Raw genomic sequence first — 22,584 nt, 5'->3', positions numbered from 1 at the left:
CTGTATACATCCGGCACTCCCCGCGCGCCCCCCGAGCGGCCCGCCGCCACCACGAGGCACTCCAGAGCTTCGCCGCCCGACTGGGCCTGCCGGCCCCCACCGTCTACGTGGAGACCGGCCAAACCTCAGAGGGCATGACGTCACTGGAACGACTGGTCGGTGCCGTCTACAACGGTTCCCACCGCATCGTCCTCCTTCCTGGCACCTGGGTGTTCTCCGCCGACGACGCCCAGGCACGAAAGATCGTCCGGCTGCTCAGCCGGGCCGGAGCCCGTCGCATCCTCACCTTGCCCCAGCCCCACCGCCGACCCCCCTACGCCGTACCTGTCACGCCGTCACCGGGGAACGAAGAGCAGGAAGACGGCCAGTCGTGAGGCGCCCGTACCGGCCCAAACGCCGTGCCGTACGCGCCTGGCCCCCTCGCCGGACTTCCCTCTCACGCTGGGTCCCGCCACCTCGCCCTGCCGACTCCCCCACGACAGCGCAGGCAGGACTGACGCCGATCACCCGCTCCTGGCTACTGCCGTCCCGCTCCCGCGGGGGCAGCAGGCACCGACCCCGAAGGCATGAACCATGAGGATTCCCGCGCAGATGCGCCGCCACCTTCCGCCCAGCACAGCCGCATACCTGCGCTGCTACCCCTACGACGCCGCAGGAATGCCGCACCACCACTGGGCCCTGGATGCCTACGCCCGCCATCTCAACCTGCCATTGCCCGTCGTGTACTTCGACAACGGACGACGCGTACACCGCCCCGAGTTCAAACGCCTGGTCCGCTCCGTCGCCGGGGGCCAGCACGACATCGTCCTCATTCCCGGACCGTGGGTCTTCGACCTCCACGCCGAACAGGCCGAACAGCGCCTGCGGGTGCTGACCGTCTTGGGCTGCCAGGTGGTCGAACTTCCGCGCCCTCCCTGGTGACGCGGAACGAGCCCGCACCACACAGCGGCCGGTCCTCCCACGGCGACGGCCAGAACCCGCCCACACCCCCGACAGACCGCCATCCGCAGTATTTTCGCCCGCCCCCGCCTCCAAGGACGTCCCGATGCGCTACCGCCATGCCTCCGTGCCCCGCTCTTCCTTCAAGCACCGCACCCTGCTCGCCGTCGCCGCCGCCACGGTGCCCCTGGCCCTGGCCTCCCCCCAGGCTCACGGCGCCTCCACCGAGACATGGGACAAGGTCGCCGAATGCGAGAGCAGCGGGAACTGGTCCATCAACAGCGGTAACGGCTTCTACGGAGGCCTGCAGTTCACCGACGCCACCTGGGCCGCCTTCGGAGGCCACGACCACGCCCCCCAGGCCCACCAGGCCAGCAGGGAAGCTCAAATCGCCGTTGCGGAAAAGGTGTTGGACAAGCAGGGCCCCAAGGCCTGGCCCGTCTGCTCCGCGACCGCCGGCCTGACCCGCGACGGCGAGACTCCCACCCCCGCCGTCACCCCGTCGCCCGCCGCACCGGACACCACCCCGTCCACCGAACCGTCCACCACGCCGACGGACAGCCCGGCCTGCGAAGCCAACGGATCTTTCACCGTCGAGCGCGGTGACACCCTCAACAGCCTCGCCTCCCGCCTGTGCGTGGAATGGGAAGACCTGCGCGACGAAAACGCGATACCCGACGACACAGACCCCGACGAAAACCTCCGCCCCGGCATGCTCATCAAACACTGCCACGGGCACCACGCCCAGCCCGAACAGAACACCCCCCAGCCGAGCACCCCGGAGCCGAATCCCGAGACGAACACCGCCACGCCCGAGTCCAAGCCGGCGAGCGGTCCGGCCCAGCCGGCCACCGCCGAACTGAACACCACGGCCAAGGGCACACTGCCCGTCACGGGCGGCGCCGTGACCACCCCTTACAAGCAGCCCGGCTCCTGGGCCGCCGGATTCCACACCGGTATTGACTTCGCCGTCCCCACCGGCACCTCCGTCGTGGCCGCGACCGAGGGCACCGTCGTCACCGCCGGCCGGCAGGGTTCCTACGGCAACGCCGTGATCATCAAGCACCCGAGTGGCATGCACACCCTCTACGCCCATCTGCAGTCGGTCTCCGTCCGACAGGGCGACCCTGTCGACAAGGCCCAGGAAATCGGCCTGTCCGGCAGCACCGGAAACTCCACCGGCCCACACCTGCACTTCGAAGCCCGCACCAGCAACAACTACAGCGCACACACCGACCCCGTCGCCTACCTGCGCAGCCTGGGCGTACCCATCTGATCCGGTACTTCGCCCGGGCAGGCGGCAGCGCCCCATGGAGAAGTTCTCCAAGCCATGCGTGGCAAAGCCGTGCCCGGGACAGCGATGGCCAAGTCCCCCGCTCCACAGGAATATACGAAAGGGCAGCATCATGCCGTTTTCCGCTCTCCCGAGGCGATCAGCCTCCAAGATCCTCGGGTACGCCACCGGCGGCTTCGTCGCGGCAGCTGTCCTACTCGGCGCGAGCACCACGGCACTCCCCGCCCCCGCATCCGCAAGTCCCGTGAACACACAGCGACTTGATGGCTGGATACGGCACTCACTGCAGGTCATGAAGGCGAAGGGCATCCCCGGCACGTACGGCGGAATCCACCGCAACCTTATGCGCGAGTCGAGCGGCGATCCGTTCGCCATCAACCTGTGGGATTCCAACGCAAAGAAGGGCATTCCCTCCAAGGGCCTTATGCAGGTCATTGACCCCACGTTTCGCGCGTACCACGTAGACGGCACCTCGTGGGACATCCATGACCCGGTTGCCAACATCGTGGCCGCATGCAATTACGCGGCACACCGCTACGGATCGATCGACAACGTGAACGGACCCTACTAGCTTGATCTTTAACCTGTGCGGCGAGGTCGTGGGGTCGTCGACTTCTTGTTCCGGGACGTGGCGGTGTCGGTTTTGCGGACTGTGTGGACGTCGTGTCGTGGGGCGGGTCGGGTGTTCTTGCGGCCTGGTGGCCTACCGGGGCCGGGGCGGGAGGGTTTCGGTGCACCGGCCGGGCAGGTGGCTGTCGGGCGGATGTGCCGGAAGTCGCGGCGGACGCGGGCGGGCGTGAGGCGTTCGACAGGTGCGGGTTTCTCCCAGGGCCGACGCCGGTCGGCTGCCAGGGGCCGGGCGAGACGGAGTTGGGTGTAGACGGCGAGGATCAGCCAGGTCCATCGGTCGGCCGCCTCGGGGGTTCGGATCTTCGGGCAGGTCCAGCCGAGGGTCTGTTTGAACAGGCGGAAGGTGTGCTCGATGTCGAAACGTCGCAGGTATGCCTGCCAGAGGCGGTCGACGTCCGATGCGTCTGCGTCGGTGCCGGACCACCACAGCCAGACCGGCTTCGGGGTGGCTCCGCTGGGCAGGTGGTCGATGTCCAGGCGGATCACGGTCCCCTCGACGATCGGGAGGGTGGCGTCGGCCGCGGCCCAGGAAGAGCGGTGGGTCAGCTTGGGGTGGAGCCGGTCCCAGGAGCGGGCGAGGGCGGTGCCGTAGAGGCGTGTGTCGGTGACGGTGTGGGTGTCCGGGGTGCCCCAGGTGTCGGGCTGGCCGAAGCCGAACTCGCCGCCGTGCCGGGGTGGCCGGCCTTTGGTGTGGGGCTGCCGTGCGGGTGCGGGTCTGCGCAGGACCCGGTCCGAGCGCATCCGGGCCAGGAACTGCACCGGCAGGTCCCGCAGGAGGTGGGCCAGACGGGGCGCGTCGTATCCGGCGTCCGCGATGACGAGGACATCCGGGTCCCCGACCTGCCACTGACCTGCGGCGATCAGCCGCTTGACCAGGTCGCGCAGCTGCCGGGCGGTGACGGTGGCAGTGTCGTCCCCGGGTGCCAGACGCAACGCGTCCAGCGGCGCGGTCCACGAGCTGCGGCCCGGTTCCAGCGCGCAGACGATCGAGTACGGCCACCCGGGGATGGGGATGTGCTGGTCCTTGCCCCGGCCGTAGGTGTGGCACAGGATCCGCTCCGGTGAGGTGTGGGCGTCCGGCCGCAGCCAGCACGTGACGTCGACGGCCAGGACCAGCCGGCCGTCGGCCGCCCGCGGCAGAGGCACCGAGGCCAGAGCCTGCCGTATCCGGGCCGCGTCGATGCGGCCTTTTGAGACGGCAGCGTAGAGCCCTCCGTGTCCACGGCGGTGTTCGCCCACCAGCGACAGCTCGGCCAGCGACCTCACCGGCCCGTCCCCGCACAGAACCGCGTCAGAGGGCTCGAACAGAGCATCCGAACGGGCGGTGAGACAGGAGAAGAACTCGCCCCGGAAGCGTGACAGCTCGGCCAACGGCTCCCGTCGGGCATCGTGATGCAGCAGACTCATCCTGACGGCCTTCGTCCTGGACGTGTGTGTTCCTTGGTCGGAGCACATGATCCAGACGAAGGCCGCTTGCGCGTACGGCGGATACCGAACCGGGTGATCAAGTACGACACGCCGTTCGAGGAACAGCTCTACCGGCGGCGCAGAGATCCAGGTCCGCAACGAGTGGACCAGTCGCCGGCCGGTGACAGACGCTCTCCACCGGCCCGCACGACGACAAGCCCGTCACCTTCGAAGCCGATTCGGCCACCAGCAGCAAGGAAGATCGGGCTCGCCAGCTTGAAGGCGTATCCGTCGTCAGTCTCGAGATCCTTCACCAGTACCAACCGCGAGGTCGGCGTGGCTCCGTCAGCTACCAGGCGCATACCGAGATGGTCCCACGCAGCCTGAGGTCGCCTCGCCCCTGCTCAGCAGCTGACCAACAGCCCAGACGTTAAAGATCAAGCTAGGGCCGTGACCTGTTCTGGGTTTGACAGGGACTCAGAATTTCGACACCGAGTGGGCCGCGATGAAAGCGGTGGCCCGGAAACTGGGCATCGGCACGACCGAGACGCTCCGGAAGTGGGTGCGGCAGGACCAGGTCGACGCCGGCGGGCAGACTGACCGGGCCCCGACCTCATGGCCGACGCCCAGAACCGCTGCCGGGTCGCGGACTTCACCCACGTGAAGACCTGGGCCGGCGTCGTCTGCGTGGCCTTCGTCGTGGACACCTTCCCCGCCGGATCGTCGGCTGGTCGGCCGCCATGAGCGCCCCCACGACGCAGGAGGCCCAGCCGTCGCAGCCACTGCATGAACCACTTCCAGCTCATGCCCCTCCTGCACGCGACACCTGCATCCGCGGCATCTGGAGAAGACCCCACCGGCCCGAGCGGCTCTCCGCCGACTACGACTAGTACAGGCGCCATTGTGGGCGCGGGCATCACGCCGAAGATCACACGCAAAGGCGCAACTCTTGGTCCGGGTAGGTCGTCGAGCGGACCTTCGCCTTGCTCCACCAGTTCGGCACCTCATTCTGATAGCCGAAGCGGAATTGGACCTTGACGCCCCACACCACCGTACGACGCCAATATTTTCCTTGACTCCATCGGCTGGGCCTCCGCACACTCTCGGACACCCGGCGGGGCCTCGCAGACCGCCGACCCCCGTCACATAAACGACGGGGAGCGCCTTGTGAGCACTCGGCGTGCCGTGTGCCAGCCGTTAACCCGTGATGGAGAGTTCCACCTCTTGGCCATGGGTAGCACCCGCCCTCCACCTCTACTCCGACCCAATGCTGCACACGCCAGCACGATTGATGTGGCCCGGCACATCACTCTCGGTCTCCGCACCGAGGTTGTGCCTGACCCAGCATCACAATGCCCAGGCAGCTAAAGCCCCTAATGCCTCAGAAGCGAGGTTATCGTGCCATCTACACTTCAGCCGCAAACAGCGAAACGCCATCAGCCTTCGCGCCAACAAAACCAATTGCGACGCCTGCTTGCTACATTCATCGCAGCAGTATTGGCGGCGGCCTCAATGGTCCTGATCAACGCAAGCAATAGCTACGCCAGCCCAGGCGACCACAAAATGGTTACCTGGAACATGCAGGGCGGCAACAAGTGGACGGATACCGTCCGCCGACTGGCCGCGGGAGGCGGCGGTTACTTGCCACACGATGTTGTTGCCCTCCAGGAGGCTGGTCCTCTTGGAAGTATCCCCGGTAGACCTCATAGGCATGACGATCTGACTGGTGGGCCACTGGGGTCATACCACTGGGAGATGCACAGGTGGCTTATCGGCACAGAGGCTCGAGGTCACTACTACTACATTACTTGGCTACAAACCGATCCAATTCGGAATCAACAGACATTGCCCAACGGGAAGCAAACGCGCGACGGATCCGACCGCAACAATATGGCCATCGTCACCTTCGAGGAGCCTTTGGACGTACAGATGCAGGCTGCAAACCAAAACAACAACCTATACCCGGGAATGCGGCCGGCCCTCGGTGTCCGACTCGCCGACGGCTCGTGGATCTGGGACTTTCATGCCAGTTCAAATGGCGACAACAGAAGTAACGATGCGAGTAATATGGTCGCTGCGATCGCCAATCGTGGAGATGGAAGCTGGGCCCTTCTTGGTGACTTCAACCGCCGCCCAGAATTCCTCACCCTGCCCCCTACCCCCAGCAATTCCCCTCCCGCACTGATCTACTCGAGTGGGCGAGCCACTCATCAGAATGGTGGCGAACTCGACTACATGGTGTCGAATGACGGCCTAAACATGGGAGGCTGGACGGGGCGGCGTCTCAACGGCGCCGGATCTGACCACTGGCCTGTCGACTTCGGCCTCCGCGCATCCGCCGAACAAAGCGCAATCCGGTCTGTCGACGGTCCCGGAGAGTGTTGGACTGAAGCAGAGTCGGGGACCAAAGTTCGGCCACAAAGCTGCGCGGATCTAGCAGGACAGGAGCATCATAACTTCAAAATTGACGCGAATACGCATAAGATTACAACAACCGTAAACGGCGTCAACAAATGCCTCAGCGCCGGCCAGATGGCACTTAGTTTGGCTGACATCTACAAGGCGGGCGATATAGTGCGGTTGGAAAACTGCTTCACTAGTGATTTGCAGGAGTGGGAGCTTGTGGATCGTACTGACCGATGGGGGCGTACGGGGCAAATTATCAAGCCGTGGCATAGTTCACAGTACTGCGTCTCTCCGGATCCAGATTTCGGACTCCTGCTCCAGTTGCAGGCCTGCGATGATGACAAGGATAGCCAGAAGTGGATATTCACTGGCGACAGCACGGCGTACCAGTGGGAGACTGCTGTAGCTAGAACCTTCATCTCGACGGGGAAAGACTTCGAGGACGACAGCATACTTTATCCTCCCTTGAAGGAGGCACCTCCCTTCGGTCCTCCCCCCTACGGCACCCCCACCCCGCCTCCCCCTTCGGGTTCTTGCCCGGCTCTGCCGAACCCAGTGGACCCCATATACGATCCCTGCCATGCCATTAGCAAGCGGAGCATCGCTGATTTCCCCATCAACGACAACAGTACGGTGGACAGCCCGATCTCCGTCACCGATGTCCCTGGAAGTGCTACGACCACTCTGGGTGTCGGTGTGGATATCAAGCACACTTTCCGCGGGGACCTCCACCTCTCGCTGGTCGCACCGGACGGAACGGTGTACACACTGGAAGACATTCCAGACAGCGACGGAAATGACCACGTGTTCAAGGCGTACGTCGTAAACGCCTCCTCTGAGACAGCGAACGGCAACTGGAGGCTGCGAGTGAGGGACACTGCCAGTCCCGACACGGGCACGATCGACGCCTGGCACCTAATATTCCCCACCGGATCCACAAGCACTTCTCCTTCTCCTTCTCCTTCTCCTTCTCCTTCTCCTTCTCCTTCTCCTTCTCCGACAAGCGGATCCACTACTCCTGCCGGGAACTACTTTCAGACCCAGACAGCTGTGCCCATCACTGATATTCACACCTCGGACAGCCCCATCACGGTCACCGGCCGCAGCGGTAACGCACCTGCCGACCTCAAAGTCGGCGTAAACATCACGCATACGTTCCGGGGTGACCTCGACATCGGTCTCGTCGCGCCGGACGGCACCTACTACCTGCTGGAGGAGATCCCGAATGACGACAGCGCTGACAACGTGGTCAAGACATACACAGTGAACGTCTCGTCCGAAGTCGCCAATGGCACCTGGAAGCTGCGGGTCAATGACCGCGGCGCGGGTGACACCGGGACGATCGTCTCCTGGTCGATGACGTTCCCGTCGGGCTCGACCGCCCCGCCGCCGAGCGGCCCGATCAGCATCGAGGCGGAGGCATCCGGTAACACCCTGGCGGGAGGCACTTGGATCGATACTGCCTGCACGGTGTGCTCGGGTGGCGCGAAGGTCCGAAGCGTCGGCGGCGCCGCATCGAGGTACGTCACGATCAACAACGTCTATTCGAGCACCACTCGTGACGCCACCGTGACCATCCACTACCTGCTCTCGGGTACCCGCGACTTCTACATCAGCGTCAACGGCTCCGCAGGACAGAGGGTCACCCTCACCGGCTCAAGCTTCAGCACCGTAGCCACCCGAACTCTCACCCTTCGACTGAATGCAGGAGCGAACAGCATCAAGTTCTACAACGACACCGCCTATTCACCGGATCTGGACAAGATCACGGTCAGCTGACGACCCTGGAATCCGGCCTCGCGCAAGGCGCCACCACTGCAACGGGTCCGCCCCCACCGCAGTCGACCCGCCTGCCCGAGGCCCCAGGGCCCGTCCACAAAGAAATCTGACCTGCTTGTGGCCGGCTGCGGACAGCCGGCCACAAGCAGGTCCGCCCACCGACATGCGACTACGGCTGCAGGGCATCCGCAGCCAGGAATGCGGGATACGGCGGTCAGCCCGCGGGAGCCCACGCATATACGAGCGCGGCGGTGGTGGTCAGCTCGGCGACCAGGGAGAGCGAATGGCGGACCAGTTCCGCGGTCTAGGCGGCGGGCACCCCGACGATGGCGTCGGCGGGGACCACGACCCGGTAGCCGAGGTTGACGGCGTTTTCGAAGACGGTGTTCGGGATCGCGATGTTGGAAGAGACGCCGACGACGACGCGGGTGCGGACGCCGAGGTTGCTGCGCGTCGATCGTGATGCCATGGCGGGGCAGGGCAGGTACCACTCGATCCACAGGATCGCCACCGTGCGGACCGCCAGGCGGCCGATCGCCAGGCCGGTGCCACCGGCCAGCAGTACCGCGAGCGCGCGGCTCACATGGTCCCCGGCGATCACCACACCCGCGGCGAGGGCGACGAGTCCGAGGCCGACCGCGGCCGTCGTGCAGCGGATGACGAACTCGGCCGGCTGCAGCAGCTCCGCGTCCTCCTCGCCGTCTGCCTCCCGGCCGCGCACACCAAGGGCGTCAGCCCCAGCCCCCTGCACGTCGTGGGCCAGACGTACTCGCTCGCTGGTGCGGCTGCCGCGCGTGGCGAAGAATGTCCACGTCGGCACGATGGCCGCGGTGCGCAAGGAGCGCGGGGACCGCGAGAGGTACGTCCGCAATGCCGTGTGGGTGATGATCGCGGGCTTCACGGCGTGCGCAACGGCCTTGACAGGCCTCGTCCTCGTCCCCTGACCCCGCTCACGTCGACGTGGTGGCGGCGTCGTAGGTGGCGCGGGCGGTGGTGATGTCGGCTCGGTGGCGTTCCGCCCAGCCGACGAGTCCGCTGAGGGTTGCGCGGAGCTCCTGGGCCATGGGCGTGAGGCGGTATTCCACCCTGGGTGGGACGGTGGGGTGGACGGTGCGGACGAGCAGGCCGTCGCGTTCCAGCTTGCGCAGGTTCAGGGTGAGCATGCGGCGGCTGATGCCGGTGATGGTGCGTTCCAGCTCGGTGAACCGGACCGGTCCTTGTGCGGCGGCGACGAGGATGCCGATGCTCCACTTGCCCGCGACGTGGTCGAGTACCTCGGTGAGCGGGCACGCCTCGTTGCTGACCTGGTCGGTTACATCGGTGTGACGGTGTGACATGAAAGTGCCTCCTTCCGCTGCGCGTCATGGTTACAGAGGATGGCCGCTGTAACAAATCGTGCCCTATGGAAGGGGTTCCCCGTGTGGAGAGCCAACTCGTCAGCACAGACGTCGCGTTGGACGGCACTGGCCGTGCTCTGTGCCGGACAGTTGATGGTCGTTCTTGACGGGACCGTCGTGAGCGTGGCGCTGCCGTCCATCCAGCACGGCCTCGGCTTCTCCTCGGCCGGCCTGGCCTGGGTGGTCAACGCCTACCTGGTTCCCTTCGGCGGCCTGCTGCTGCTTGCCGGACGGCTCGGCGACCTCATCGGGCGCAAGCGCGTCTTCATCACCGGCCTGGGCGTCTTCACGGCTGCCTCGCTGCTGTGCGGTCTGTCCCAGGGCCCGGCGATGCTGCTCGCCTCCCGGTTCCTCCAGGGCATCGGCGGCGCGGTGACCACCGCGGTCACCCTCGGCATGGTCGTGGGCCTGTTCCCGGAGCCGAAGGAGCGGGCCAGGGCCATCGGCGTCTACAGCTTCGTCCAGTCCGCCGGCGGCTCGCTGGGCCTCCTCGCCGGCGGTGCCCTGACGCAGGCCATCGGCTGGCACTGGATCTTCTTCGTCAACATCCCGATCGGCGTCGTGGCCGTGCTGGCGGCCGCGCGCGTGCTCATGCCCGAACGGGGTGTCGGCCTCGGCAAGGGGACCGACGCCGTGGGCGCGCTCCTGGTCACCGCCGCGCTGATGCTCGGCGTCTACACGATCGTGGAGACCGCCGGCCACGGCTGGGCCTCCGCACACACCCTCGGCTTCGGCGCCGCCGCACTCGCGCTGCTCCTGGCGTTCGTCGTCCGTCAGGCGAAGGCCGCCCATCCGCTCCTGCCGCTGCGGGTGCTGCGCTCGCGGAGCGCCTCGGGAGCGATGGGCATCCAGGCCCTCATGGTGGCCGGGATGTTCAGCTTCCAGTTCCTGTGCGTCCTCTACCTGCAGAAGGTGCTCGGTTTCGACGAGATGCACACGGGGCTCGGCATCTTCCCGGTCGCGGTCGCGATCGGCGCCCTGTCCCTCACCCTGGCGCCCAAACTGATCGCGCGCTTCGGTCCCCGTGCCGTGCTGCTTCCGGGACTCGCGCTGATCGCGGCGGGCCTCGCCGCGCTCGGCCGGGTACCGGCAGGCGGGAGCTACGTCGTGGACGTCCTGCCCGCGCTGCTGCCGCTCGGCACCGGATTCGGCCTCGCGATGCCGGCCCTGGCCACGCTCGCGATGTCTGCGGCCACGCCCGAGGACTCGGGGATCGCCTCCGGCATGTTCAACACGATGCAGCAGATCGGCGCCGCCTTCGGCCTCGCGGTGCTCAGCACCCTCGCCAACGCGCGCACCGATGCCCTGCTGAGCCACGGGGCAAGCGCACCGTCGGCACTCACGGGCGGCTACCAGCTCGCCTTCCGCATCGGCGCAGGCCTCGTCGCCGTCTCCCTCCTCCTCGCCGCCGCCCTGCTGCGATCCCCCGCCCCGGCGCAGCGTCGCGCCGCGGTCGAAGAGATGCCCCTAGCCGAGCACACCGCCCAGCCCGCCGGGACCGGTCAGCGGAAGTCGTAGTAGTTCCTCCCCGCCACCAGGACGGACGTGAAGGACACGGGCAGGCCGCGCCCGTCGCGGGGTACGGCCTGGGAGGTCTGGCGGGTGAAGCCCAGGGATACTCCCGGGACGATCACGCTCTCCGGGTCCTCGTCGTCCACGGTCCGGCCCCGGCCCCGCAGATCCGCGAGGATCGCATCGGCCGGGTCCGTGAACACCTCGTGGTCTCCCAGCAGGACGCGGGTGGTGCTGCGCCGGCTCTCGCCCGGCCACCACAGTTCCACCGCCGTGACGCGGTCCTCGACGTCGAAGAAGAGGGTGTAACCGACCCCGTCGAAGTCGCCGGCCAGGCGTCGCGCACGCCGGGGGGGTGGGGACGGTGCCCCGGGGCTCGCCCCAGGGCCGGACCGCGTCCCGGGCCTGTTCGTACGTACTGCCGAGCCGGACGGGACCGGCGGCGGTCGGCGGGTCGAGGAGCAGGTTCATCTCGCGTCTCCGGTCGTCCACTTGAGCAGCTCGTAGTCTACGGACTCGGTGGCTGGTCAAGTCGGTACCGTGATTCCGGGCGGTCATCGGACGAGGAGGAGCGCCGTCGCGAGCCCGGGTATGAGGGCGATTCCTGCGAGGGTCCAGGCTGCGGCCGTCCGGCTCGGGCCGGTGCGGGTGGCTGCGTGGGGTACGTGGCGCAGGGCGGACCAGCGACGGGCTTCCTCCCGTTGTTCCAGGTTGTGCCGGATGCGGCCCCGGACGGCCTGGGCGCCGGTCAGGGCCGCTCCCGCTGCCGCCACGGCGGCGGTGAGGGCCCAGGGCGCCGCCGCCAGGAGCAGCGGGACGAGCAGCGCGGCGGTGCCCCAGCCGGTCAGGCACGCCGTGGCGGCCAGTCGGCGTGAGCCGGGGCGGTCGGCGCCGGCACGTACGTCGACGATCGCGGGGACGTACCAGACGCACCCCGACGCGCAGAGGACTGCGACACCGAGTGCCGCTGCGGCATGGGACATGAGCACCTCTCCCTGGGGCTGAAGAAGTTCCGCCGGCGGCTTTAGTGGTGGGCGGCTTCGAGGGCGGCGATCTCGGGGTGGTGGAGGTCGAAGGCCGGGGATTCCGAGCGGATGCGCGGCAGGGAGACGAAGTTGTGCCGCGGCGGCGGGCAGGACGTCGCCCATTCGAGCGAACGGCCGTAGCCCCACGGGTCGTCGACCTCGACCTTCTTGCCGTACTTGGCGGTCTTCCACACGTTGTAGACGAACGGCAGGAACGCCATCCCGAGGAGGAACGAGCCGATGGTGGACACGGTGTTGAGGGCCGTGAAGCCGTCGGCCGCCAGGTAGTCCGCGTAGCGGCGCGGCATGCCCTCGGCGCCCAGCCAGTGCTGGACCAGGAACGTACCGTTGAAGCCGACCGTGAGGGTCCAGAAGGTGATCTTGCCGAGTCGTTCGTCGAGCATCTTGCCGGTGAACTTCGGCCACCAGAAGTGGAAGCCGGCGAACATCGCGTACACCACCGTGCCGAACAGCGTGTAGTGGAAGTGCGCGACGACGAAGTACGAGTCGGAGACGTGGAAGTCCAGCGGCGGCGCGGCCAGGATGACACCGGTCAGACCGCCGAAGGTGAAGGTGACCAGGAAGCCGGTCGCCCAGAGCATCGGGGTCTCGAAGGACAGGGAGCCCTTCCACATCGTGCCGATCCAGTTGAAGAACTTCACACCGGTCGGGACGGCGATGAGGAAGGTCATGAAGGAGAAGAACGGCAGCAGCACACCGCCGGTGACGTACATGTGGTGCGCCCACACGGTCACGGACAGACCGGCGATCGCGATGGTGGCGCCGATCAGACCGATGTAGCCGAACATCGGCTTACGGCTGAAGACCGGGACGACCTCGGAGATGATGCCGAAGAACGGCAGCGCCAGGACGTAGACCTCGGGGTGGCCGAAGAACCAGAAGAGGTGCTGCCACAGCAGCGCTCCACCGTTGGCCGGGTCGAAGATGTGCGAGCCGAACCTCCGGTCGCACTCCAGGCCGAAGAGCGCTCCCGCGAGGACCGGGAAGATCATCAGTACGAGCACGGACGCGAGCAGCACGTTCCAGGTGAAGACCGGCATCCGGAACATGGTCATGCCGGGCGCGCGCATGCAGATGATCGTGGTGATGAAGTTGACCGCGCCGGCGATGGAACCGAAGCCGGACAGCGCGACGCCCATGATCCACATGTCGGCGCCGATGCCGGGCGAGTGGAAGGCGTCGGAGAGCGGCGCGTAGAGGAACCAGCCGAAGCTGGCGGCGCCGCCGGGGGTGAGGAAGCCGGCCGCGGCGATCAGCGAACCGAACATGAACAGCCAGAACGCCAGCATGTTGAGCCGCGGGAACGCGACGTCGGGCGCGCCGATCTGCAGCGGCATGATCCAGTTCGCGAAGCCGGAGAACAGCGGCATCGCGAAGAGCAGCAGCATGACCGAACCGTGCATCGTGAACGCCTGGTTGAACTGCTCGTTCGACATGATCTGCGTACCCGGGCGGGCCAGCTCGGCGCGCATCATCAGCGCCATGGCGCCGCCGACGAGGAAGAACACGAACGCGCTCACGAGGTACAGCGTGCCGATCCTCTTGTGGTCGGTGGTCGTCAGCCAGTCCACCCACGAGGCCCGGCGCACCGGTCCGGCTATGGAGCCCTGTCCGGCCATGGAGCCCTGTCCGGCTATGGAGCCTTGCGCGGTATTGGGCTCCGCGCTCGCCGCCTGCTTCATCCCTGCCACGTCCACCGGACGGTGCCTCCCTGTCAGCTGTTCTCATGACGGACCGGGAAGTGCCACAACTACGGGGGAGCACGGCGCCTCCCGGCCGCCGCCCCATGATCCGGGCAGCGGCAGGGGGGCCGGATAGAGTCGAACAGTCCCTGCTACCCGCCCCGAACAGGGCCGAAAGGCCCAGCACCCCGTGTCGTACAGTGCAGCCCGGAGACCGGCCCGGGAGCGGAGATGCCACGAGAAGAACCCCAGGCGGCGCAGCGCTGGCCGCATCTCGACGTGCCGGACCGCGTGCACGGCCTGCTGAGCGCCGTCATGGACCTGGGCCGCGGGCTGGAACTCCCGCAGGTGCTACGGCAGATCGTCGAGGCCGCGGTCACCCTCACCGACGCCGAGTACGGGGCCCTGGGTGTGGTCGGCGACGGTCAGCGGCTGTCACAGTTCCTGACCGTCGGCATGGACGACGGCCTCGTGGAGCGCATCGGCCAGGCCCCCTGCGGCCGCGGCATCCTGGGCGAGCTCATCCACCACCCCGTGCCACTGCGGCTCACCGACCTGACGGGCCACCCGAACAGCTACGGCTTCCCCGACCACCATCCCCCGATGCGTACCTTCCTCGGGGTGCCGGTCCGGGTGCGGGACGAGGTGTTCGGCAATCTCTACCTCACCGAGAAGCGCGGCGGCGGGGGTTTCGACGCGGACGACGAGGCCGTCCTGACCACGCTGTCCATCGCGGCGGGGATCGCCATCGACAACGCCCGCATGTACCACGAGAGCCGCCGTCGCGAGCACTGGCTGGAAGCCCTCGGGGAGATCACCCACAGCCTCCTGGCCGGCACGGACGCGGGGCAGGTGCTGCACCTGATCGCCCGGAAGGCGAGGGAGGCGGCCGACGCCGATCTGGCCGCCGTACTGCTGCCCGCGGCCGGAACCGCGGGCCGGGACCGGCTCGCCGTGGAGGTGGCCCACGGCCACGGCGCGCAGGACCTCCAGGGCCGGAGTCTTCCCGCGTCGGGATCACTGGCGGGGCTGGCCGCCCGGACCGGCGCACCCGTGGTCAGCCTGGACGTCGGCGCCGATACCCGGGCCTGTCCGCTGGGACAGGACCGGGAGGCCCACGGCCCCGCCGTGGCGGTGCCGCTCCCCATCGACGCCGCGGCCTGCGGCGCGCTGCGCCTGAGCCGCCGGGCGGGCCGACCGGGCTTCGACGACGTCGAGGTGCAGCTGATCTCCCGCTTCGCCGACCAGGCCGCCATCGCACTCGAACTGGCCCAGCACCGCGCGGAGGGTGAGGAGTTGGCCGTGCTGCACGATCGTGACCGCATCGCGCGGGACCTGCACGATCTGGCGATCCAGCGGCTCTTCGCCACCGGCATGACCCTGCAGAGCGCCACCCGTATGATCGTCGACCGTCCTGCCGACGCGGCCGAGCGGGTCGGCCGGGCGGTCGACGACCTGGACGACACCATCCAGATCATCCGGTCGACGATCTTCGAACTGCGCTCCGGCGACGATCCCCGCGGCGGGGCGGGCCTGCGCCGTCGGCTGCCCGAGGTCGCCCGCATGGCCACCCAGTCCCTCGGGTTCAGCCCGACCCTGCGCATCGACGGCCCTGTCGACTCCTGCGTACCGCCCGAACTGGCCGACCACGTCCTCGCCGTGACGGCCGAAGCCCTCAGCAACACCGCCCGGCACGCACGGGCCCGCCGGGCGGAGGTGGTCCTGGCCGTGCAGGAGGCGGAGAACCACCTGACCCTCACCGTGACCGACGACGGGGTGGGCGTGGGCCGCACGCGCCACACCGGCGGACTGCTCAACATGCGCTCACGGGCCGAGGAGCACGGGGGCAGCATGACGCTCGCGACCCCGCCCGGTGGCGGCACCCGGATCGTGTGGCGCGTGCCCCTGCCCGCGGACTGAGGCACGTCCGGAAGAGCAGGGTCGTACGGGAAGCCGCGGGCCGGGGCCGGCCAGGTGCGCCCGCCGGGGGTCAGCCGTGGGCGGACCGCGTGCCGGACGTCTGCTCCCGTACCCGCTCCGCGATCAGGGCCGCCTGGACGCGGCGGCGCACGCCGAGTTTGGACAGGATGGACGAGACCCGGTTCTTGACCGTCTTCTCCGCCAGGTACAGCCGATCGGCGATCTGCCGGTTCGTCAGCCCCTCCCCGATCAGGTCCAGGATCTCCAGCTCCCTCGGGGAGAGCCGCTCCAGTTCCGAGGAGTCCGGTTCCGAGGAGTCGTGCGGCTGGGGCGCCTGCTCGGGGCCGCGCAACCGGGCCATCACCCGCGCGGCCGTGCGGGGATCGAGGATCGACCGCCCCGACGCCACCGTACGGACGGCGTCCACCAGGCCCGGTCCCCCGATCTGCTTGAGGACATACCCGGCCGCCCCGGCCATGATCGCGTCGAACAGCGCCTCGTCGTCGTCGAACGACGTCAGCATCAGGCAGGCCAGCTCGGGCATCCGCGCCCGCAGCTCCCGGCACACCTCCACCCCGCCGTGGTCGCTTCCCCGGCCGGCCCCGCCGAGCCGGACGTCCAGCACCGCGACGTGCGGGCGCGCTGCGGGTACCCGGGCGAGGGCCTCCCGCGCCGTCGCGGCCTCGCCGGCCACCACGATGTCCGGCTCGGCTTCGAGCAGGTCGCGCACTCCTCGGCGTACCACCTCGTGGTCGTCGAGGATGAAGACCCGCAGGGGTGGGGCGGGTACGGCGTGTGCGTGCATGAAGGTCGCTCCGTCGACGTCGTGGTGCCTCCCGTGAGGCGGAACACCGTCCCCTTACGGGAGGAAAAGCTATGAGCCGGGTCGTCCCGGACAGAAGGGGTCCCGGGCGGTCAGTGGCTGCCGCCGGGCTCGCCGACGGGCCCGCCCGCGAGCTCGTCGGCGGCGCGCCGGCCGCTCGCCACGCAGTTGGCGATGCCCACACCGTCGTACGCGGCGCCGCAGACCCGGATGCCGGGCAGCTTCGCGACCGCTTCCCTGATCCGCTGCACGCGTGCCGTATGGCCCACCGCGTACTGCGGCAGTCCGTCGTGCCAGCGGCTGACCTTGGTCGCCACCGGCTTGTCCGACAGGCCGGTCGCCTCGGCCAGGTCGTGCCGGACCGCGGCGACGAGATCGGCATCGTCCAGGTAGAGGGCCCGCTCGTCGCCGTGCCGGCCGACGGAGGCCCGCAGGACGAACAGGTCCGGGGCGGCGTCCGAGAGCCACTGCCACTTGTGGCTGAGGAGGGTGGCTGCCTTGACGGTACGGCCCTCCACGGGCGGCACGAGGAAGCCGCTGCCCGCGGGGAGCTCCGGCATCCCGGCGCGCCGGAACGCCAGCGTCACCAGCGCCGGGGAGGCGTACTCGATCTCGGCGAGCTCCGCCGCAGCGGCCGGAATCTCGCCGGCCAGCAGCCTGGACGCCGCCTCCGCGGGAGCCGCGAGGACCACGTGGTCGGCCGACAGGGTGCGACGGGCGGTCCGCACCAGCCAGCCCGTACTGGTGCGTGCCAGGGCCAGCACGGGGGTGTTGAGGAGGACGGTGCCGCCGCGGGACCGTACCGCGTCGGCCACGGCCTCCGGCAGCCGCCCGATGCCGCCGTCGATCCCCATGAAGACCGGGCCGGCCGGGGGCTTCCCGGTCGAGTGCTGCTGGAGCGACCGTACGGCGTCCAGAAGGGAGTCGTGGGCCCTGGCCGCCTCGAAGAGGTGCGGGACGGTCGCGCGCATCGAGATCCGGTGGGCGTCGCCCGCGTAGACGCCGTCGAGCAGCGGCTCCAGCAGCCGGTCGACCACCTCCCGGCCGAGCCGCTCGGCCACGAACGAGCCGATCGCGACGTCGTCACCGAGCTCCGTACGCGGCAGGGTGCGGTCCTGCTCGATCCGGGCGAGGCCCTCCGGGGACAGCAGTCCGGCGAGCGGGGCGGCCTCTCCCGGCACGCCCATCACATGGCCCTTGGGCATCGGATGCAGCGTCCCGCGGGTCCATATCGCGGCGGCCGTGGTGGCGGCCGGCTGCAACGCGTCCGCCAGTCCGACGGCCCGGGCCAGCTCGACCGCTTCGGGGCGCAGGGCGAACAGGGCCTCCGCCCCCAGGTCGACCGGCACGCCGGCGATCTGCCCGGCGCGCAGCTTGCCGCCCAGCCATTGCGAGGCTTCCAGCAGGGTCACCCGGGCCCCTGACTCGATCAGCCGGTGCGCGGCGGCGAGGCCGGAGATCCCGCCGCCGATGACGACGACGTGGCCGGGACCATGACCGGGACCGGGACCGGGGTCGTTCGCGGTCGGGCCGTTCGCGGTCGGGCCGTTCGGGGTGTCGCTCATGCGGGGGCTCCTTCAAGGGGGTGCATCACTGATCGGCAAGGCCGGGTGACGACGGGGTCGTGGTCGATCCGGTCGGCGGGTCCTGCGGGGGCCCGAGGCGCAGCGGATCACCGACGCCGGTGTGTGCCACCAGCGCCTCGCTCACGTCGTCGGAGCCGGTACGGCGGATCTGGAACTCCAGCTGTCCGTCGGTGCGGGGTGCGCAGGCGATGGCGTACGGCCGCCAGGCCTGGGGCAGGAGCGGTGTCTGGAGGTTGGCGTACTGCCCGGCCCGGTAGGGATACGGCTCGCTGGTGCGTACGTGGACCACGGCGAGGTCCGGTCCGAACAGCCGATGGCTGGTCACCACCGCGTTCCAGTAGGGGGGTTCGGCCAGGGCCTGTTCCGCGCCGGCCACCATGGCCGTGACGGCGAGCCGCAGCATCCGCAGCCAGGCCCGCTCCAGTTCCCCGTTCCATTGCGTGCCCGCGCTCCCCCGGAGCGCCTCGACGAGGGCCGCCTCGAACACCTCGTAGTGCACCGGCCGTACGCCGAGCTTGCGGTGGTCGCGGCCCAGGCGGTGGCAGAAGGCGGCCAGTTCGTCAGGCTGGTGCAGGTTGTCGATCAGGTACAGGAAGGCCCGCTCCAGGTGGGTGCGCTGGAACGCCATCGAGTCGGGGAACAGGCCGCGGAGATAGGGATGGCGCTCGAACAGGGCGTCGTAGAGGTGGTCGATGAGCTGCCCTAAGGGGCTCACGAGGTGCAGGTGCCGGCTGATCAGTTGCTGGTCGGCGGCGCCGTCGTAGCGGTCCGGGCCGCCGGGCCCGGCCGGGGGCCCGGTCAGGTGCCCCGCGGGCTGCCGGGCCGGGGCCAGCAGCTGCCGGCGCAGGCGCATCGCGTCCTGCCGCGCCACGAGCGCGTGGTAGGTGTCGTAGGTGTCGTGCTGGTTCACTTGGTGGTTCTCCGGTTGTGCCTTGCCGCTCGTCGCCGTGTTCCGTACGGCGGTCAGCAGATCTTCTGCGTGCACCCTCCGCACGCGCCGCCGCTCCCGCAGGCGCTCGGCGAGGGAGCCGGGTCCGGCCCGGCGGCGGGCCTGCGGCGGCCGATCCCGCGGACCCCGGGCCGGCGCCGCGTCGCGTACCAGGCGAGGTTGGACGTGAGGCCGGCCAGCAGGACCCAGACGATGCCCACCCAACTGCCCCGTACGAAGGACACCGCGGCGGCCGCCGAGGTCAGGGCGCACGCGGCGGCGGCGTACACCGCGGGTCGGGGCAGGGTCACAGCAGGGTCTCCCAGTACGTCCAGAAGCGGGTGGCGATGAGCAGCACGATGACCCCGTACCAGGTGACCGGGACGACCCAGTGGAACTCCTGCACGCCGCTGACCAGCGCGCGGGGCGCGTGGATCACTCCGTGCCGGAGGTTGTGCACGGTGACGTACCAGAACATGGCGATGGTGGCCACCCACGCCAGGCTGCACCACAGGCACAGCGCCCCGATCTCGTACAGCGCCTGGCTCATCAGCCACATGCAGAACCCCGCGCCCAGGAGGGTGCCGAGATTGAGCCCGAGCCAGAACCACCGGCGGTAGTGGGCGCCGGCCAGCAGGCCGAACCCGACCGCGACGACCACGGCGTACGCGGCCAGGCCGAGCATCGGGTTCGGGAAGCCGAACACGGATGCCTGCTCGCTCTGCATCACGTTGGCGCAGGAGATCACCGGGCTGAGGTTGCACGAGGGCACGAAGGTCGGGTCGGACAGCAGTGTGAACTTGTCCTGCGTGATCACGAAGGAGGCCAGGAGCCCGGCCGCGCCGCTCACGATCAGCAGCCAGGCGAGAGCGCGCCCGGCGCCGATCACGCCGGGCCGGTCGGCACCCTTCGCGTGCCTGTGCGTCGTGGTGGGGTGGTCATGCAGGGTGCTGGACATCGATGTCGTTCCGCCTTGCGGGTGTACCGGTGGGTGCATGCCCCACCTTGCGGAGGTGTTGCGGGGTGGCCGGAGCCCTGGTCGCCCCCTCGGGCCACACGACGTCCACGGGGACGCCGCGGGCCCTGGCGTAGGCCACCAGGTGCGCGGTGGCGTCCCGGCCGTTGGACGCCGAGCCGTCCCAGACCGCCAGCAGCCGGCTGCTCGTGCTGATCATCTGCTCGTCGGCGCCGACGCAGGCGTCGCGGTCGTCCGGGTCGAAGGGCAGCAGCCGCGCCTGGTTGGCGAGTATGAGCAGCTCTCCGGCCGCCCGGCGGTCACCCTGCGGCAGCGCGGCGGGCACCGTCCCCTGCGCGGGGAGCAGCACCACCAGTTGCCGGCCGGCCGCGCGCACGGCCCGCCCGAGCACCACCGGCAGGCCCGCGCCCGCGCGTACCAGCCCGGTGACGTTGTCCGCCAGGCGCTCCAGCCGCATCCGTACTTCGGACTCCACCAATGTCAGCGTGTCCAAGGTCAGATCGGCATGGCCCACCACCGCGATCATCTGCCCGCCTTCTTCCCCGCCATCCGGCGTCCTCCACTCGCTTCCGTACCGGCGGACCCGCCCGCTGTCGCTAGACGAACGGACCCGCCGGTACGGAGACGAGTGAACACGCGGCGCGCTCGGCGCAACAGGGGCCGAATGGCCCCTGGTCGGAAGTGGTGGCAGCGGCGTCCACTGAGAGTGACAGGATCGCCCGCCTCCGGGCCGCGCCCGCGGCCAGGACACCCGCCTCACCGGTTCCCCGCCCGAGGCCCGGCCACACCGAACCGACCAGGAAGCCACTGTGAACGACGAATCCATCCGCCGCCCCCCTACAGCGCAGACACCGCGCCGGGCAGTCACCACAGGGCCGCGCCGCACGCTCGACCTGGACCCCGACGAGGCGCTGCGCCTGCTGGGCAGCACCCCCCTGGGGCGGATCGTCTTCACCGAGAAGGCCCTGCCGGCCATCCGCCCCGTCAACCACATCGTGGACGACGGTCAGATCGTCATCCGCACCCACGAAGGCGCGGCCCTGGTCGCACACGCCCGCGAGGCCGGCGACCAAGGCGTCGTCGTCGCCTACGAGGCCGACGTCATCGACCTGGAGACCCGCCTCGGCTGGACGGTCGTCGCCACCGGATACTGCCGCATCGTGACCGACCCCGGCGACGTCACCCGGTACCGGGCCATGATCGACCCCTGGTCCGACCAGCACATGGACTACGTCGTACGCATCCAGCCCGACCTGGTCACCGGCGTCCGGCTCGCCCCGGTCCCGGAGTAGGGGCCGGGGCTGCACGCTCGCGTCGGTGCCGTTCGCCGTCCGGACCACGTCAGTCGTGCGGTACGACCGCCACGGGAGCCGGGGAGTGGTGGATGACGGCGTGGGTGACGGCCCCGATGTGGGTGCCGATCCGCGAGCGCCGGTTCCTGCGGCCCACCACGACCAGCCGGGCGTCCCGCGCCGCGTCCACGAGGTCCTGCGCCGGCCGGCCCTGGTGGCACTCGCTCACGACGGAGAGGCCGGGGTACTTCTCCGCCCACGGGGCCAGCGCCTCGTCGAGCGCCCGGCGGGCGTCCTGGGCGACCTCCGACATCAGCACCGGCAGGGCGCTGCCCATGTCGGGTCCGAAGACCGCCGGGACGGCCCAGGTGTGCAGCACCCGCAGCGCACAGCCGTACCTGTCGGCCGCGGCGAAGGCGAACGCGAGGACCTCGTCCCCCGGTGCGGACACGTCCAGGCCGACCACGACCTCTCCGTCTCCGGCCGGCACGGCCTCCCCGGCCGGCACGGCTTCTCCGGCCGGGTCGTCCTCCCCGGCCGCCGGGCGGGCGTGCGGGCGGACCAGGACCACGGGGCGCTCGGTGCGGGCGAGCACGGCCAGCGAGACGGAGCCGGCGAGGAAGCCGGTCAGAGTGCCGAGGCCGCGGGAGCCGAGTACCAGCAGGTCCGCCTCCTCCGCGGCGGCGCACAGCTCCTCCACCGGGTCACCGGTGACCCACTCCGCCTCCGTCCGCAGCTCCGGGTGGCGCCGGCGCAGCCGGTTCTCCGCCGCACCGAGCGCCTTCTCGCCCCACTCGCGGGCCGTCACCGGGTCCACCAGACGCGTCCGCGGGTCGCTGTCCTTGATCCAGACCCGGAGCAGCCGCAGGGGCAGCTCGCGGCGCAGTGCCTCCTCGGCGGCCCAGTCGAGCGCGGCGAGGCTTTCACGGGATCCATCGACGCCGACGGTGACAGTGCGTGACATGAA

The 22,584-nt window shown here is 69.4% G+C and carries 22 protein-coding genes and 1 pseudogene; 10 read left to right on the top strand and 13 right to left on the bottom strand.

Going from position 1 to position 22,584, the window contains the following annotated elements:
• Positions 1-134 precede the first annotated feature (134 nt).
• The 4 genes from GPJ59_RS01630 (at position 135) to GPJ59_RS01615 (ending at position 2,804) form a co-directional block, all read left to right on the top strand.
• Entirely contained in the window at positions 135-374 is a 240-nt protein-coding gene (locus GPJ59_RS01630) for a hypothetical protein (RefSeq protein WP_219664455.1), read from the top strand.
• A 199-nt stretch (positions 375-573) separates the two neighbouring features.
• Positions 574-921, top strand: coding sequence for a recombinase family protein (locus tag GPJ59_RS01625; RefSeq protein WP_219664453.1), 348 nt, complete (start codon positions 574-576; stop codon positions 919-921).
• Between the two features lie 124 nt (positions 922-1,045).
• Positions 1,046-2,215, top strand: coding sequence for a transglycosylase family protein (locus GPJ59_RS01620; RefSeq protein WP_219664451.1), 1,170 nt, complete (start codon positions 1,046-1,048; stop codon positions 2,213-2,215).
• A gap of 130 nt (positions 2,216-2,345) precedes the next feature.
• A complete protein-coding gene (locus tag GPJ59_RS01615; RefSeq protein ID WP_219664450.1) occupies positions 2,346-2,804 on the top strand; it encodes a transglycosylase SLT domain-containing protein in 459 nt (152 codons plus the stop codon).
• An 8-nt stretch (positions 2,805-2,812) separates the two neighbouring features.
• On the opposite strand, the gene GPJ59_RS01610 is transcribed toward GPJ59_RS01615, so the two are convergent.
• Positions 2,813-4,270 (bottom strand): NF041680 family putative transposase, encoded by a 1,458-nt coding sequence (locus GPJ59_RS01610; protein ID WP_219664447.1) that lies wholly within the window; start codon positions 4,268-4,270, stop codon positions 2,813-2,815.
• Between the two features lie 615 nt (positions 4,271-4,885).
• On the opposite strand from GPJ59_RS01610, the gene GPJ59_RS36990 reads away from it, so the two are divergent.
• Positions 4,886-5,014 carry a hypothetical protein gene (locus tag GPJ59_RS36990; protein WP_374200762.1) on the top strand — a complete coding sequence of 43 codons (129 nt, stop codon included), beginning with the start codon at positions 4,886-4,888 and terminating at the stop codon, positions 5,012-5,014.
• Positions 5,015-6,160: 1,146 nt separating this feature from the next.
• On the top strand, positions 6,161-8,455 hold the full coding sequence (locus GPJ59_RS36985) for a proprotein convertase P-domain-containing protein (protein ID WP_258023702.1): 2,295 nt from the start codon (positions 6,161-6,163) through the stop codon (positions 8,453-8,455).
• 214 nt (positions 8,456-8,669) lie between these two features.
• Here the strand turns inward: GPJ59_RS36985 and GPJ59_RS36980 are convergent.
• Positions 8,670-8,900 (bottom strand): annotated as a pseudogene (locus tag GPJ59_RS36980) (isochorismatase family protein); the annotation flags it as partial.
• A gap of 349 nt (positions 8,901-9,249) precedes the next feature.
• Here GPJ59_RS36980 and GPJ59_RS01590 point away from each other — a divergent pair.
• On the top strand, positions 9,250-9,399 hold the full coding sequence (locus GPJ59_RS01590) for a hypothetical protein (RefSeq protein ID WP_219664445.1): 150 nt from the start codon (positions 9,250-9,252) through the stop codon (positions 9,397-9,399).
• Between the two features lie 6 nt (positions 9,400-9,405).
• Here GPJ59_RS01590 and GPJ59_RS01585 read toward each other — a convergent pair whose 3' ends face one another.
• Positions 9,406-9,792, bottom strand: a complete 387-nt coding sequence (locus tag GPJ59_RS01585; protein WP_219664443.1) for a winged helix-turn-helix transcriptional regulator — start codon at positions 9,790-9,792, stop codon at positions 9,406-9,408.
• A gap of 39 nt (positions 9,793-9,831) precedes the next feature.
• Between GPJ59_RS01585 and GPJ59_RS01580 the strand changes: the two genes are divergently transcribed.
• On the top strand, positions 9,832-11,370 hold the full coding sequence (locus tag GPJ59_RS01580) for an MFS transporter (protein WP_219664441.1): 1,539 nt from the start codon (positions 9,832-9,834) through the stop codon (positions 11,368-11,370).
• Here GPJ59_RS01580 and GPJ59_RS36975 read toward each other — a convergent pair.
• From GPJ59_RS36975 to ctaD, 3 genes are all read right to left on the bottom strand, one after another.
• A complete protein-coding gene (locus tag GPJ59_RS36975) occupies positions 11,355-11,633 on the bottom strand; it encodes a hypothetical protein (RefSeq protein WP_258023700.1) in 279 nt (92 codons plus the stop codon). The genes GPJ59_RS01580 and GPJ59_RS36975 overlap by 16 nt on opposite strands.
• A gap of 285 nt (positions 11,634-11,918) precedes the next feature.
• A complete protein-coding gene (locus GPJ59_RS01570; protein WP_219664439.1) occupies positions 11,919-12,347 on the bottom strand; it encodes a hypothetical protein in 429 nt (142 codons plus the stop codon).
• 41 nt (positions 12,348-12,388) lie between these two features.
• On the bottom strand, positions 12,389-14,029 hold the full coding sequence (gene ctaD / locus GPJ59_RS01565) for an aa3-type cytochrome oxidase subunit I (RefSeq protein WP_258023707.1): 1,641 nt from the start codon (positions 14,027-14,029) through the stop codon (positions 12,389-12,391).
• A 294-nt stretch (positions 14,030-14,323) separates the two neighbouring features.
• On the opposite strand from ctaD, the gene GPJ59_RS01560 reads away from it, so the two are divergent.
• Complete coding sequence (locus GPJ59_RS01560; protein ID WP_258023699.1) at positions 14,324-16,012, top strand: sensor histidine kinase; 1,689 nt, start codon at positions 14,324-14,326, stop codon at positions 16,010-16,012.
• Positions 16,013-16,082: 70 nt separating this feature from the next.
• Here the strand turns inward: GPJ59_RS01560 and GPJ59_RS01555 are convergent, their stop codons facing one another.
• The 6 genes from GPJ59_RS01555 to GPJ59_RS01530 all read right to left on the bottom strand — a co-directional run bounded on the left by GPJ59_RS01555 (position 16,083) and on the right by GPJ59_RS01530 (position 20,851).
• On the bottom strand, positions 16,083-16,817 hold the full coding sequence (locus GPJ59_RS01555; protein WP_219664433.1) for a response regulator: 735 nt from the start codon (positions 16,815-16,817) through the stop codon (positions 16,083-16,085).
• Between the two features lie 110 nt (positions 16,818-16,927).
• Positions 16,928-18,400, bottom strand: a complete 1,473-nt coding sequence (hemG, locus tag GPJ59_RS01550; protein WP_219664431.1) for a protoporphyrinogen oxidase — start codon at positions 18,398-18,400, stop codon at positions 16,928-16,930.
• 25 nt (positions 18,401-18,425) lie between these two features.
• A complete protein-coding gene (locus tag GPJ59_RS01545; RefSeq protein ID WP_308120069.1) occupies positions 18,426-19,406 on the bottom strand; it encodes a globin domain-containing protein in 981 nt (326 codons plus the stop codon).
• Positions 19,385-19,660, bottom strand: coding sequence for a hypothetical protein (locus GPJ59_RS01540; RefSeq protein WP_219664526.1), 276 nt, complete (start codon positions 19,658-19,660; stop codon positions 19,385-19,387). Before GPJ59_RS01540 ends, GPJ59_RS01545 begins: the two co-directional genes overlap by 22 nt.
• Positions 19,657-20,307 (bottom strand): vitamin K epoxide reductase family protein, encoded by a 651-nt coding sequence (locus GPJ59_RS01535; RefSeq protein WP_219664428.1) that lies wholly within the window; start codon positions 20,305-20,307, stop codon positions 19,657-19,659. Before GPJ59_RS01535 ends, GPJ59_RS01540 begins: the two co-directional genes overlap by 4 nt.
• Positions 20,288-20,851 (bottom strand): hypothetical protein, encoded by a 564-nt coding sequence (locus GPJ59_RS01530; RefSeq protein WP_258023698.1) that lies wholly within the window; start codon positions 20,849-20,851, stop codon positions 20,288-20,290. The genes GPJ59_RS01535 and GPJ59_RS01530 overlap by 20 nt, the downstream gene beginning before the upstream one ends.
• 283 nt (positions 20,852-21,134) lie before the next feature.
• On the opposite strand from GPJ59_RS01530, the gene GPJ59_RS01525 reads away from it, so the two are divergent.
• Complete coding sequence (locus GPJ59_RS01525; RefSeq protein ID WP_219664426.1) at positions 21,135-21,617, top strand: pyridoxamine 5'-phosphate oxidase family protein; 483 nt, start codon at positions 21,135-21,137, stop codon at positions 21,615-21,617.
• 49 nt (positions 21,618-21,666) lie between these two features.
• Here the strand turns inward: GPJ59_RS01525 and GPJ59_RS01520 are convergent, their stop codons facing one another.
• A complete protein-coding gene (locus tag GPJ59_RS01520) occupies positions 21,667-22,581 on the bottom strand; it encodes a universal stress protein (protein ID WP_219664424.1) in 915 nt (304 codons plus the stop codon).
• Between the last annotated feature and the right edge of the window lie 3 nt (positions 22,582-22,584).

Origin of the sequence: Streptomyces bambusae, assembly GCF_019400985.1 — a bacterium.
In the GTDB taxonomy this organism is placed as follows: Bacteria; Actinomycetota; Actinomycetes; order Streptomycetales; family Streptomycetaceae; genus Streptomyces; species Streptomyces bambusae_A.
Note: the sequence above shows the minus strand (reverse complement) of the source record. Positions and strands in the feature narration are given on the sequence as shown.